The following is a 12447-nucleotide window of genomic DNA, read 5'->3' on the forward strand; positions in this document are numbered from 1 at the left end:
AACAAAATGCTTCGGGCTTATTGGATATTCACTATAAATCAGGAGGATACTGCTTCAGCGGGCTGGTTTTGCAACAGCGCCAGCAAACGCGCGATTTCTTCACGCATTTTGCGACGGTCAACGATCATGTCAATTGCGCCCTTTTGCAGCAGGAATTCAGAACGCTGGAAGCCTTCCGGCAATTTTTCACGCACAGTATTTTCAATCACGCGCGGGCCAGCAAAGCCGATCAAAGCCTTGGGCTCGGCAATCACCACGTCACCCAAAAAGGCGAAAGAAGCGGAAACACCACCCATGGTAGGGTCAGTCAGCACAGAGATGAAAGGCAGTTTCTTTTCAGACAGCTTGGTCAGCATGGAAGTGGTTTTTGCCATCTGCATCAGGGACAACAAGCCCTCTTGCATACGTGCACCACCAGTAGCGGTAAAGCAGATGAAAGGTACTTTTTGTTCCAGCGCGGCTTGCGCGCCACGCACGAAGCGCTCACCAACAACAGAACCCATGGAGCCGCCCATGAATTCAAATTCAAAGCAAGCTGCCACCACAGGCACGGCCATGATGGAACCACCCATGACGACCATGGCATCAGTCTCACCTGTAGTTTCCAGCGCATCTTTCAAACGGTCAGGGTATTTTTTGCTGTCTTTGAATTTCAGCGTATCGATAGGCAAGACTTCCTGGCCGATTTCATAACGGCCGCCTGCATCGAGCAAGGCATCCAGGCGCTCACGTGCACCTATGCGCAAATGATGGCTGCATTTGGGGCAAACATGGATATTGGCTTCCAGATCAGAACGGTAGAGCACCGCTTCGCAAGAGGGACACTTGACCCACAAACCTTCAGGAATCGACTTACGATTTGCAGATTCCGAGCGTTGTATGCGCGGTGGTAACAGTTTTTCTAACCAACTCATGTTTTCTCCTTATGGCCGCCAGGCTGTCTTTTTAACAACCCAGCATCAGGTTCATTCTGGTAAAAGAACCAGTCAGGCGCGTATTTTACTCGTCCAAAGCCTGTCTGACACCAGAAATAAAGCTTTTCACTGCAGCAACTGCGGCAACTATGTCTCCACGCGGGGTATTTTCCAGTTCCTGGATGATACGCGAGCCTATTACCACGGCATCCGACACTGTGGAAATGGCTCTCGCCGTCGCTCCGTCACGTATGCCAAAGCCCACGCCCACCGGCACGCTGACATGCTTTTTGATACGCGGAATCATGGCGGCAACCGCATCCAGATCCAGCGCACCAGAACCGGTGACACCTTTCAGTGACACATAATACACATAACCACTGGCAATTTTACCAACTTGCGCTATACGCTCATCAGTTGATGTAGGTGCCAGCAGGAAAATAGTATCCATCCCCTGTTGCTGCATTTTACTTGCAAATTCTTCACATTCTTCCGGCGGGTAATCTACTACCAGCACACCATCCACACCAACTTCAGCAGCCTTGGCGATGAATGCATCCTGTCCCATGCGCTCTATGGGATTGGCATAACCCATGAGCACAACCGGTGTCTTTTGATTACTTTGCCGGAATTCGCGGACGAATTGTAATACATCCCGCAAGCCAACTCCAAATTGCAGCGCTCTTTCAGAAGCGCGCTGAATGACGGGACCATCTGCCATAGGGTCAGAAAACGGCACGCCCAGCTCAATAATATCGGCGCCGCCCTCGACCAGAGCATGCATTAAAGGCACAGTTAATTCAGGTGCAGGGTCACCTGCGGTGATGAAAGGGATCAAACCTTTTTTATTGCTTGCCGCCAAAGCAGCCATGGTATTTTGAATTCTTGACATCTTGTTGGTCCTTATTTGATGCGCTATACGCTGTCCAGGACTTCATTCCTGCGATGGCATCAGTCTCAATTCTTAATAGGGAAGACATGCAGGTCGCACTCCTATATGTATGCGCCCGCATGTATGCTCAAAGGCGAATCAGAACTTCAACCCGGCACGTTCGGCCACGGTATGCATGTCCTTGTCACCACGGCCAGACAGATTTGCCAGGACGATCTTATCCTTAGGCAAAGTCGCTGCCAGCTTAGCCGCATAGGCAAGAGCGTGGCTGGATTCCAGCGCAGGGATAATGCCCTCTATACGGCAACAGTCATGAAAAGCCTTGAGTGCCTCATCATCAGTAATGGTCACGTATTGCGCACGACCACTTTCTTTCAACCATGCGTGTTCAGGACCTACGCCTGGGTAATCAAGACCCGCCGACACAGAGTGCGTTTCGATGACCTGGCCATTTTCATCCTGCAGCAAGTAAGTACGGTTACCATGCAGTACGCCTGGTGAGCCGGCAGTCAAAGAAGCGGAATGCTTTCCACTGTCCAGCCCCTCGCCTGCAGCTTCCACACCGATGAGCCTGACTTGCTGATGATCAATGTAAGGATAAAAAATACCCATGGCATTTGAGCCACCACCTACGCAAGCCACCACATGGTCTGGCTGGCGGCCGGTTTGCTCAGGCATCTGCCACAGGCATTCTTCCCCTATCACCGACTGAAAATCCCTGACCATCATGGGATAAGGATGCGGGCCAGCCACAGTGCCTATGATGTAAAAAGTATTATCGACGTTCGCGACCCAGTCACGCATGGCTTCGTTCAGCGCATCTTTCAGGGTCTTGGAACCGGACTCTACCGGCACTACAGTCGCACCCAGTAATTTCATGCGATATACATTTTGCGCCTGGCGCTTGACGTCTTCCGACCCCATATACACCACGCATTCCAGACCAAAACGGGCGCAGATGGTGGCAGTGGCCACGCCGTGCTGGCCTGCGCCAGTCTCGGCAATCACACGCGGCTTGCCCATGCGCTTGGCCAACAGAGCCTGGCCGATCACATTGTTAATCTTGTGCGCACCAGTATGATTCAAGTCTTCACGCTTGAAATAGATTTGCGCCCCACCCATCAGATCAGACCAGCGTTTGGCGTGATACACAGGAGATGGACGACCGACAAAATACTTCAATTCATTGCGAAACTCTTCCAGAAACTCAGCATCATGCTGGAATTTGGCGTAGGCTTCTTTAAGCTCCGTCAGCGCATGAGTCAGCGTCTCGGACACGAAAGTGCCGCCGAACTGACCAAAATGACCACGTGAATCGGGTAAATGATATTGAGCTGACTGGTAAATTGCCTGACCGGCGATAGACTGGCGCTCGAACTGAGCATCCAAAGGCTGGAGTTCTTTCATTTTCTTTCCTTCAAACTGGCTTGAAAGCGATGCAATGGGCAGCTACCCAAGCGACATCACTATTCCTGATTGTCTGCCAGACGCACCGCAGCAATAAACGCGCGCACGCTGGCCTCATCCTTGATACCCTTTGCCGCCTCGACACCACTGCTGATATCAACCGCAAACGGGCGAACCTGACTAACTGCGCCAGTCGCGTTCTGTACGCTCAAGCCACCACTTAAAACGACCCGAGGCGCGAGCTCTTTTGGAATGAGAGACCAATCAAAAACCTTTCCACTACCGCCATACCCATCAACATGGGTATCTAGCAATAAACCACTGAATAAAGGACTAGCCTTACGATAAGACTGCTCACATTCTAGCAAATCCTCAGGCCTTGTGTCAGCTTTGACGCGATAAGCACGAATAAAAGGACGATTGACACTGGCCGCCAGGCTGGCACATTGCTCAGGCGTTTCATCGCCGTGGAATTGCAGCAGTTGCACGGGAGCCTTGCTAATGACATCTTGCAAGCCTGCTTCATCGATATTGACGAACAGGCCCACCGACATGACGAAAGGAGGCATTCCGCTTAGCAAAGCTCCGGCGGTATCAGGTGCGACATAGCGCGGACTGGGTGGATAAAAAACAAAACCCAAGGCATCAGCCCCAGCCGCGACAACGAATCGCACATCTTCTGGTCGGGTTAAGCCGCAAATTTTGATTCTTGTTTTGTGTTGCATATTGTGTTGCATGGATGCCACCGATTTTTAGTTTGCTTTATTTTACCTGCTTAATCCATTTACTCCTCATACCCTGAACATTTCCGTACATCTCTTATGCGATAATTAATTTACCACTTCAGCCATACAAATCATGAATTCAACAGCGACACATCTGCTCATTACCCGCCTGTTCGGATTGGATATCTGCAATATGCGCTTTGCAGATGCCAATCAGCATTTGCTGGAAGTTGCCAGCAGCCGTGATCATGCCAGCCGCGTGGTGGTGACGCCAAATGTGGATCATATGACCAAGCTCGAATATGAGCCTGAGTTCAAAACCCTTTATGCAACTTCAGATTATATTTTTGCCGATGGCATGCCGATTATCTGGGCCAGCAAAATGTGCGCCCTGCCCTTGCCGGAGCGCGTGACTGGTGCGGATTTGTTTGTGTCTCTATGCCGAGGCTGTATAGAAAAGGATTTGTCGATTTTTGTTTTAGGCGGCATGCCGGGGCAAGAAAGCCTGTTGCTGGAATCTTTTGCCAGGACTTACCCTGGCCTCAAGGTTGATATTTTTTGCCCGTCCATGCAATTCACTGCCGACGGCGCTGAAAGTGATCAGGCAATACAGCGCATACAAGCTGTAAAACCAAATATCCTTTTCATTTGCCTGGGTATGCCCAAGCAGGAAAGACTGGCGTTTCGCTATCGTGCGCAATTCACTACTGATAATGTGCCGTTGATATTGTGCGTAGGTGCAGCTATGGAATTTGCATTGGGACAGAAAAAACGTGCGCCCCTATGGATGCAAAAGATAGGCATGGAATGGTTCTGGCGTCTGGCCAGCGAACCGCGCCGCCTATGGCAAAGATACACAACGCAGGCTTGGCGCTTTGTCGGACTCTTGCTGCGTGAGAGAAAAATACAAAAGCAAATGCGCTGAATTCCAAAAAAATTCCAGCAAACTGTACTCTAAGTTTGGGTAAAACGATAAAAAAACCGCACAGATAACAATCTGTGCGGTTTTTTCTTGGGAGATTACTTTAAATACTTATGCCACTTTTTTTGCATCGAAGAATTGCTCATCTTCCGTAGATCCATGCAAAGCTGTCGTGGAAGACTTACCTTGCTGGATAGTTTGCGTCACAGCATCAAAGTAACCAGTACCAACTTCACGTTGATGTTTGACGGCTGTAAAGCCTTTTTCTGCTGCTGCGAATTCAGCTTCTTGCAATTCAACGAAAGCAGACATCTGGCGACGTGCATAACCATGCGCCAGGTTGAACATGCCGTAGTTCAATGCATGGAAGCCTGCCAGTGTGATGAACTGGAATTTGTAGCCCATTGCGCCGAGTTCTTTCTGGAATTTGGCGATCGTTGCATCGTCCAGGTTTTTCTTCCAGTTGAAAGAGGGTGAGCAGTTATAAGACAGCAATTTACCTGGGAACTTGGCGTGGATAGCGTCAGCAAATGCTTTAGCAAATTCCAGATCTGGTTTGCCAGTTTCGCACCAGATCAAATCAGCATATTCTGCATAAGCCAGGCCACGGGAAATCGCTTGTTCCAGACCTGGTTTGGTTTTGTAGAAGCCTTCAACCGTGCGCTCACCTGTGCAGAAAGGCTGATCGTTAGGGTCAACGTCAGAAGTCAGCAAATCAGCCGCTTCAGCATCGGTACGGGCCAAAATCACGGTAGATGTACCCATGATGTCAGCAGCCAGACGTGCTGCATTCAGTTTTTCAATCGCTTCACGGGTAGGAACCAAAACCTTGCCGCCCATATGGCCACATTTTTTAACAGAAGCCAGTTGATCTTCAAAGTGAACGCCAGATGCGCCTGCTTCGATCATGGCTTTCATCAGTTCAAAAGCATTCAATACGCCACCGAAACCGGCTTCAGCATCCGCCACGATAGGGGCGAAGAAATCGATGTCGTCTTTGCCTTCAGACCATTGGATCTGGTCAGCGCGTGTCAGTGTGTTATTGATGCGCTTAACAACCAGTGGTACAGAATTGGCTGGGTACAGGGATTGATCAGGATACATTTCGCCGGCAACGTTGGCGTCACCTGCAACTTGCCAGCCAGACAGGTAGATGGCTTTCAAGCCAGCTTTAACCTGCTGCATGGCCTGATTGCCAGTCAGCGCGCCCAGAGCATTGATGAAAGGCTCGTTATTCACCAGATCCCACAATTTGATCGCGCCGTTTTTGGCGATAGTGTGCTCAACCTTCATGGAGCCGCGCAGGCGAACCACGTCTTCTGCCGTGTAATTACGCTTGATACCGTTCCAGCGTGGATTGGTATCCCAGTCTTTTTGCAATTCTGCTACTTGTTGTGCGCGAGTTGTCATATTTCTCTCCTGTGGGCAAATCAAATGAAAAGGTGCATCCGTTGAGAGAAATAATAGAGTATTTTTTGCGGAGCAACAAGGTCTTATATAAGACATATGACAAATATTTAATCGTTTAAAATCAAATACTTAAAATTCATTTTTTGCGATGTGAAATTATATTTCTTAGAATGAGAAAAATAATTTGTGCAGCGAGTCAGTATTTTTCACAATGTGAAAAATTGATTTCACATCATAAAATTTGGCAATTCAGTTTTTTGCACAAAGAAAATTAAGTTTCAAATTCTCTCGGGAAACTGCAAATTTCTTATGCAGAATCCTTGTTGCAGCAACATCACTCCAGTTTCTTCAAGCTAAGCACTCAAAAATATTAGTCCGAAGGAACTACTCCAGCACAAGCTCATACCATGGCGACGGAAAGTCAAAAGCCAGCTCAAAGCCTTCTGCTTTTTTCTTGACTGCACCATCCGGCAAAGCCTTCATGCGCACACCATTGCCGTCCAGAGGATAGACCGTCATTTTTTTACTTTTACTGGCATGGAATAATGTGACGGGCAAACGTTCCAGCCAGGCTGGCGCAGTGCCATCCAGTGAGCCTGAAGGTTTTGTCGCAGTTGCCAGATCTGGCTCCAGCGTCCACCAGGCAGCCTGCCCTTCGTAATTAATCAACTGCTTGGGTCTTTCGGGTTGCACCCCTGGCTGTGTACTTGCAGTTGCGCCACTGAGCACCAGCAACATGTGACGACTATCTTTGAGGGGCAAGGTGTCACGACTGGTCAACATAATGACGCCGTATTGCCGGCCTTTTTCTGCGAATGCCGGCAAGAATTTATCTATATCCAATACGGCCTGAACTGGTGCCTTGCGCCCGGCAAAAATACGCGTATAGCTGGTTTCTGCCGCCAGCCAGGGGCCAGACTCGCTGTAACGCAGTTGCCCGCCAGGGGCGGACCAGAGCATTTCCTGCTCATTCCAGAGTTTGGCTGTATGCCCTGCTGCCCCCAGTGGCCTCGGCTGCGAGCCATACAACATGGCTACGCGTGTATGGAAAGCATGTTTGTAGTCAATTGCATATTGCGTCTGCAAATAGGCAGGCAGGCCACCGCCGCTGACACCATCACGCAATGCGCCCAGCATGGTACGCTCTTCCGGTGCAAGCGTAATATTCATCTGTGTTGGCAAAGGCTGCACCTGGAATTGCCTGAACATGCTTGCTGCCATGCCATTGACCACCAATTGGCCGCTATGCCCACTCAAGCCAAAACTATCAGGCACAGAAAGCCAGCGGTCGCCATCTATATACTGGAATAAGAACAGACCATCCCAATCCTGGGCACTGGCGACTGCGCTCATGACAGGCAGTATCTCTGCCGACTGGCGGTTCGGAAATGCCTGATTGAACTCACTGACCACAAAGGGCTTGCGCGCATCTCGCACAAAAGCGCGTTGCAACAACGACTGCCAGCCCTCGCGCAAGACTGAACTATCGCGGATACGCCAGTCATTCCTGTCCCATTCCTTACGGGGAAAATCATAATGATCAACATAAAAATGTTCATCAACATAATCCATCTGCTGCTGCGCATCAGCAAGTGCAACACCACCGAAATACATCTGCGTGCCTGTCACTGGCAGCAAATCCCCCGCCTCCTGCCTGACTGTTTTACGCAAAAGATTCAGATACTGCTGGTCCAGTTCAGACAAAAAACGTACATAATCCAGCACCCTGCGCCCATTACCCTTTTGATGCGGCAGGTATTGCGGCTGCAGTGACTCTGGCGTATCCCAGCCCAGCTTATTGATAGCACGGCGCGAAAAGCGCTGCATGCCAGCGACCCAGCCTTCACCGTATTCAAGTATGCCGCTTTCTGATGACTTGACATTGATGACACCCTTGCGTGTATATGAACAACTATCCCAGAGCTTACAGGCATTATCAGCACTGCCATGCTGACGCAACACCCATTTTTGCCATAGCTGTTGCAAGGACCTTTCATATTCACCTGTCAAACCATCCAATTGCTTGCGTTGCCATGCACCAAGCAGTGACGATTCATTATTGATTTCCACCATGGCCAGGGCAGGCTCATCCTTGAGAGCCAGCCTGCGCATCAATTGCTGCACATATTCTGCCTGCAGACTGATCATGCGCGGTTCGAACAAATGCAGGGGGTGACTGGCAAAAGGCATCTTCTCGCCCGCCATCAAGGGTGTGATCTGATCAACGGCAGGACGGAACTGATAGCCCACATGCAGGTTCAGGTTGATGTATAAGCCCTCAGCCTTGAGCGCATCAATAAAGACGCGCAAGCGCCTCAAGGAGGTTTCATTGAAGCTGGGATAGGCTGCTGTCGTCAAAATACCACGAGGCTGGTCCAGGCTGTCGCTCAGTATGCTGTCGAGATGATGCAGGCGCACGGCATTGAAACCCAGTTTACGCAAGCGACGGGCAATTTTTTGTGCATCTTTTTCTTCTGGAAAATTGGCTGCACTGGAAAAACTGATGCCAAAGAAGCGCACCCGCGCATCGTCTTTGGTGCCCGGCCTGCCATCTGCCCCCACTCTGAAAAAATGGCCTTCCTTGACGAATATCCTGTCACTGCCATCCAAAGTGTGATTCAGGCCAGCAAAACTCACGACTGGCGACAAGGCATCTTCATTGACTTCAAAGCGATACCAGGCAATATCACCTGCAAGGGCGAAAGACATATGCAAACAGGCAAGGCTCAACAGCACCAATCTGATGGCAAAAAGGGCTGGCAATTGAAAATACTTCATAGTTTGGGTCGCAACAGACAAGGTAGCCATTAGAATATCGCACAAACACATGACATTAGTATTGAGAAATGCAAAATTTGCCCGTACTGCCCGGCAATACCAGCCTGAACTTGCTGGAAACCAGAATCGTCAAACTGATGATCATTCTGTTCGTTGTTTTTTCCCTGTTACCTTACGGCATTTCCTGGGATTACACAGGCTCGTCTGCACTGACCATGGAAGGCTCATTGACCACGAAATTGCAATGGGGCGGCCTGTTCCTTTTAGCCTCATTTATCCTGTACCGCCACATACCTGAAGCCTTGCAGGATCTGCGGGCGATGAACCCCTTTCTTGCTTTCGTGCTGATCTGGTGCCTGGCATCCAGCATCTGGTCACCCTTGCCAGCAACTACCTTCAAACGCGCCATACAACTCTATGGCCTGGTCATGATAGGTTTCAGCATACAACTGGCTGAGCAACCGCTGAAAATGATGGTGAATTATGTCTTGTATACCCTGACGGGCATGCTGATACTGTCCTTTTTCATGGCAGTCGCTGTCCCCAGCATAGGTATAGATTACGACCTGGGCGGCGCCTGGCGCGGGGCGCTATCGCAAAAAAATGAGCTGGGCCAGGTAGCTGCTCTCAGTATCTTATTATGGCAAATCAAGGCTTGCATAGAAACGGTGGGTATAAGAAGCCTGGTACTGGGGATATTGTTTTCCTTCTTTATGCTGGTCATGAGCAAGAGCTCAACCAGTATGATCATCACCTTGCTGACCTCTGGCGTTTTTCATCTGCTACGCAAGCGGCATATTTCATCCTCTTATTCATTGACGCGCGCCAGCCTCGTCATCATTTGCCTGCTCACTGTCGCCATCTATATCTTCTTCATGCAAGAGTCGCGCTTGCCTACCTGGCAAGAAGCAGCCTCCCCTATCGCTGGCTTGTTTGGCAAAGGCACAGACCTGACTGGTCGTACCGATGTCTGGCAACTGGTAGAGATGGAAATCAACAAACACTATTTATTCGGCCTGGGATACGGCGCATTCTGGCTGGGACCTGACAGCCTCTCACAATTTGTCATTGATGCCCTGCACTGGATACCTTTGCAGTCTCACAACGGGTATCTGGATATTTTGAATGAACAAGGCCTGGTCGGGCTGATACTGGTCGTACTCACTTTGTTGATGCAGGCAAAAATGTTGATTACCTTGTCCCACCTGGACAGGCAGCAGGCAGCATTCTGGTCAGCCATGCTGGCTGTTGTCGTGATTACCAATTTCACAGAGAGCAGCCTGTTTCGCGGCTTCGTTTTCCAGAATGTTTTCTTTATCTTCAGCCTGATTGCGGTCAGTTCATCTTCCCGCCGTCTGAAAATGGCACAGCAGACTTCACAGCATTAGCTTGCGCCCCAGGTTCTGGAAAGTCTGCTCAATATAACGATATGAGAGATGGGCTGACAGCAAAGACAATAGCGTGATCAGCACAATTCTGGGCAAGGTTGCCAGCTCAGGTAGAAAATGTGCAACGCTGTGCGTTACCAGCCAGTGATACAGATACAGGGAATAACTGATGCGCCCCACATAGACAACAAGCGGCAATTGCAGAAGACTGCTCATCCTGTTTTTGCTATAGACCAGGGTCGGGAACATGCAAAACAGAGCGATACCCTGCAAGGAATAACGCAATGACTCTCTGAATTCTTCATTGCGTATTGCCAGCGTCAGCAACAACAGGAATGCCCCCAGGAAGAAGACACGCCAGCGTGACAATTGCCGGGCAAGCTCAGGATAGCGAGCAAATACCAGTGACAAGGCGACCCCATACAGAATGGAATCAGCACGGGTATCGGTTGCGGTGTAAATCCTGTAATGCGGTAAATTATCCAGCCCCATAGCCAGCACGAGGTACACGCGCCAGGCTAACATCGCCAGCAGAATTGTCGTTATCAAACCCAAAAACTTTTTAGGCAGGCTGACAAAACCCATGAAAAGAAAAGGGAAGATAAAATAAAAATGCTCTTCCACCGCCAGTGACCAGGTAATTGCCAGAGGCTGCTTGATCAGATCGCCACTGAAGCTGGAGTAAATGCCATAGTAATTCGCAAAATAAAAAAAGACCGAGGCAACTTCTTCCCACTTCCAGCCATCCCCCGCCACTGACATCAACACCAGCGAGATAAATACAAATACCAGCAAAGCGGGGGTCAGTCTGAATATCCTGCGCACATAGAAATTACGTATGCTCACGCTGCCAGTGGCATCCCACTCGGCCAGCATCAATTTACTAATAATGAAACCGCTGATAAAAAAGAAAATGGTCACACCCAGGCCACCAGGAAACAAATGACCAAATCCTATGTGCGACATGAAAACAAAAGCGATGGAGACAGCGCGCAAGCCATCCAGAGCCTGCAAGCGTTGTGATTGATGGGTTGTCATGGATTATTTCTTTGCTGGCTGCTTGCCATAGGCATGACTGGCGCTACCCCAGAAATAACTGAGTTTGCCCAATTGTGATGCAGCGACCCTGAGCCAGCTAAAACTGCGCAAGTATTTAAGCGGCAAAAGCAACAATGCAAATAGAAGGGCCAGGAAAAACTGCAGGCAAGCACGCGCACCAAGCATCAAGGCGGCAGCGATTTTCTTACCGCCCTCCTGCATCGCCAGTTCAGTACGGATGAATAACTGCCCGGTGCGGTAAGACCTTTGTAGCAGCCATTTTGCTGTTGCCCTGTCTGCCGGGATGAATTCATTTGCTGGCGCTTCATCACACCAGACCATGACGGCGCCCAGCTTATCAAGGCGGCGAAACAGCATGGTATCTTCACCGCCGGTCGTACCAAAAGCCGGGTCAAACGGGCCTTCACCACCTGTCTGAGTCGCGGAAATGGATAGTAAAACAGAGCGGCGTATCAACACATTGCCACTGCGGGCATCCTTGTGATCTATTTTCGTGCCGGTAGGCATGCGACGCCGGTCAAAATAACCGCCTTCGCGTATCCAGGCTGGTGTGGTTGCAGAATATTCCGGTAATACAGGTGCAAACACCACATCGGCCTGTTCAGACTTTTGTACTTTCAGCAGTTGCTCCAGCCAATCTGGTATTGGAACTTCGTCGTCATCGATCATGACTATCCATTGTCCGCTGGCCGCAGCAATAGCTGCATTCCTGGCCAGGGAAATATTTGAATTTGCCAGATTTAATGCCTTGAGTCTTCCATCGAAACTGACTGCCATTTCTGCCAGCACTGTCGAAGCCGATTGCAGGCTGTCATTGTCGACCACAACAACTTCAATCTCTGGCCCATTTGGCACACCATGCAAACTTTGCGTCAGGATGGCTTGCAACAGGCGTCGCAATAATTCTGGTCTTTTGTAAGTACAAATGCAAATGCTCAACTCAGCCATGAGA

At 49.8% G+C, this 12447-nt stretch carries 10 protein-coding genes; 2 read left to right on the forward strand and 8 right to left on the reverse strand.

What is annotated here, in order from left to right; all coding sequences use genetic code 11:
• Positions 1 to 38: 38 nt before the first annotated feature.
• The 4 genes from accD to DFR42_RS05065 form a co-directional block, all read right to left on the reverse strand.
• On the reverse strand, positions 39 to 914 hold the full coding sequence (gene accD / locus DFR42_RS05050; RefSeq protein ID WP_110253817.1) for an acetyl-CoA carboxylase, carboxyltransferase subunit beta: 876 nt from the start codon (positions 912 to 914) through the stop codon (positions 39 to 41).
• A gap of 85 nt (positions 915 to 999) precedes the next feature.
• Positions 1000 to 1806 (reverse strand): tryptophan synthase subunit alpha, encoded by an 807-nt coding sequence (gene trpA, locus DFR42_RS05055; protein ID WP_110253818.1) that lies wholly within the window; start codon positions 1804 to 1806, stop codon positions 1000 to 1002.
• Between the two features lie 138 nt (positions 1807 to 1944).
• Entirely contained in the window at positions 1945 to 3213 is a 1269-nt protein-coding gene (gene trpB / locus DFR42_RS05060; protein ID WP_110253819.1) for a tryptophan synthase subunit beta, read from the reverse strand.
• A 59-nt stretch (positions 3214 to 3272) separates the two neighbouring features.
• The gene (locus tag DFR42_RS05065) at positions 3273 to 3950 is read right to left on the reverse strand and encodes a phosphoribosylanthranilate isomerase (RefSeq protein WP_342766832.1); all 678 of its coding nucleotides are present in this window, start codon (positions 3948 to 3950) and stop codon (positions 3273 to 3275) included.
• A gap of 121 nt (positions 3951 to 4071) precedes the next feature.
• Here DFR42_RS05065 and DFR42_RS05070 point away from each other — a divergent pair, with 121 nt between their 5' ends.
• Positions 4072 to 4863 (forward strand): WecB/TagA/CpsF family glycosyltransferase, encoded by a 792-nt coding sequence (locus tag DFR42_RS05070; RefSeq protein ID WP_110253820.1) that lies wholly within the window; start codon positions 4072 to 4074, stop codon positions 4861 to 4863.
• A 108-nt stretch (positions 4864 to 4971) separates the two neighbouring features.
• Here the strand turns inward: DFR42_RS05070 and aceA are convergent, their stop codons facing one another.
• Both aceA and DFR42_RS05080 read right to left on the reverse strand, forming a co-directional pair.
• Complete coding sequence (gene aceA, locus DFR42_RS05075; protein WP_110253821.1) at positions 4972 to 6270, reverse strand: isocitrate lyase; 1299 nt, start codon at positions 6268 to 6270, stop codon at positions 4972 to 4974.
• A gap of 384 nt (positions 6271 to 6654) precedes the next feature.
• Entirely contained in the window at positions 6655 to 8979 is a 2325-nt protein-coding gene (locus DFR42_RS05080) for a cellulase family glycosylhydrolase (protein WP_170133414.1), read from the reverse strand.
• Positions 8980 to 9116: 137 nt separating this feature from the next.
• Here DFR42_RS05080 and DFR42_RS05085 point away from each other — a divergent pair, with 137 nt between their 5' ends.
• On the forward strand, positions 9117 to 10436 hold the full coding sequence (locus DFR42_RS05085) for an O-antigen ligase family protein (protein ID WP_110253823.1): 1320 nt from the start codon (positions 9117 to 9119) through the stop codon (positions 10434 to 10436).
• Here the strand turns inward: DFR42_RS05085 and DFR42_RS05090 are convergent.
• The gene (locus DFR42_RS05090) at positions 10425 to 11474 is read right to left on the reverse strand and encodes an acyltransferase family protein (RefSeq protein WP_110253824.1); all 1050 of its coding nucleotides are present in this window, start codon (positions 11472 to 11474) and stop codon (positions 10425 to 10427) included. The two genes, DFR42_RS05085 and DFR42_RS05090, sit on opposite strands and share 12 nt — an antisense overlap.
• 3 nt (positions 11475 to 11477) lie before the next feature.
• A complete protein-coding gene (locus tag DFR42_RS05095; RefSeq protein ID WP_110253825.1) occupies positions 11478 to 12443 on the reverse strand; it encodes a glycosyltransferase family 2 protein in 966 nt (321 codons plus the stop codon).
• Positions 12444 to 12447: the final 4 nt, after the last annotated feature.

Origin of the sequence: Undibacterium pigrum (assembly GCF_003201815.1) — a bacterium.
In the GTDB taxonomy this organism is placed as follows: Bacteria; Pseudomonadota; Gammaproteobacteria; order Burkholderiales; family Burkholderiaceae_D; genus Undibacterium; species Undibacterium pigrum.

Coding starts and splice junctions, on each gene's coding strand:
- accD (WP_110253817.1), bottom strand. CDS start 914: ATGAGTTGGTTAGAAAAACTGTTACCACCGCGCATACAACGCTCGGAA.
- trpA (WP_110253818.1), bottom strand. CDS start 1,806: ATGTCAAGAATTCAAAATACCATGGCTGCTTTGGCGGCAAGCAATAAA.
- trpB (WP_110253819.1), bottom strand. CDS start 3,213: ATGAAAGAACTCCAGCCTTTGGATGCTCAGTTCGAGCGCCAGTCTATC.
- DFR42_RS05065 (WP_342766832.1), bottom strand. CDS start 3,950: ATGCAACACAATATGCAACACAAAACAAGAATCAAAATTTGCGGCTTA.
- DFR42_RS05070 (WP_110253820.1), top strand. CDS start 4,072: ATGAATTCAACAGCGACACATCTGCTCATTACCCGCCTGTTCGGATTG.
- aceA (WP_110253821.1), bottom strand. CDS start 6,270: ATGACAACTCGCGCACAACAAGTAGCAGAATTGCAAAAAGACTGGGAT.
- DFR42_RS05080 (WP_170133414.1), bottom strand. CDS start 8,979: ATGTCTTTCGCCCTTGCAGGTGATATTGCCTGGTATCGCTTTGAAGTC.
- DFR42_RS05085 (WP_110253823.1), top strand. CDS start 9,117: ATGCAAAATTTGCCCGTACTGCCCGGCAATACCAGCCTGAACTTGCTG.
- DFR42_RS05090 (WP_110253824.1), bottom strand. CDS start 11,474: ATGACAACCCATCAATCACAACGCTTGCAGGCTCTGGATGGCTTGCGC.
- DFR42_RS05095 (WP_110253825.1), bottom strand. CDS start 12,443: ATGGCTGAGTTGAGCATTTGCATTTGTACTTACAAAAGACCAGAATTA.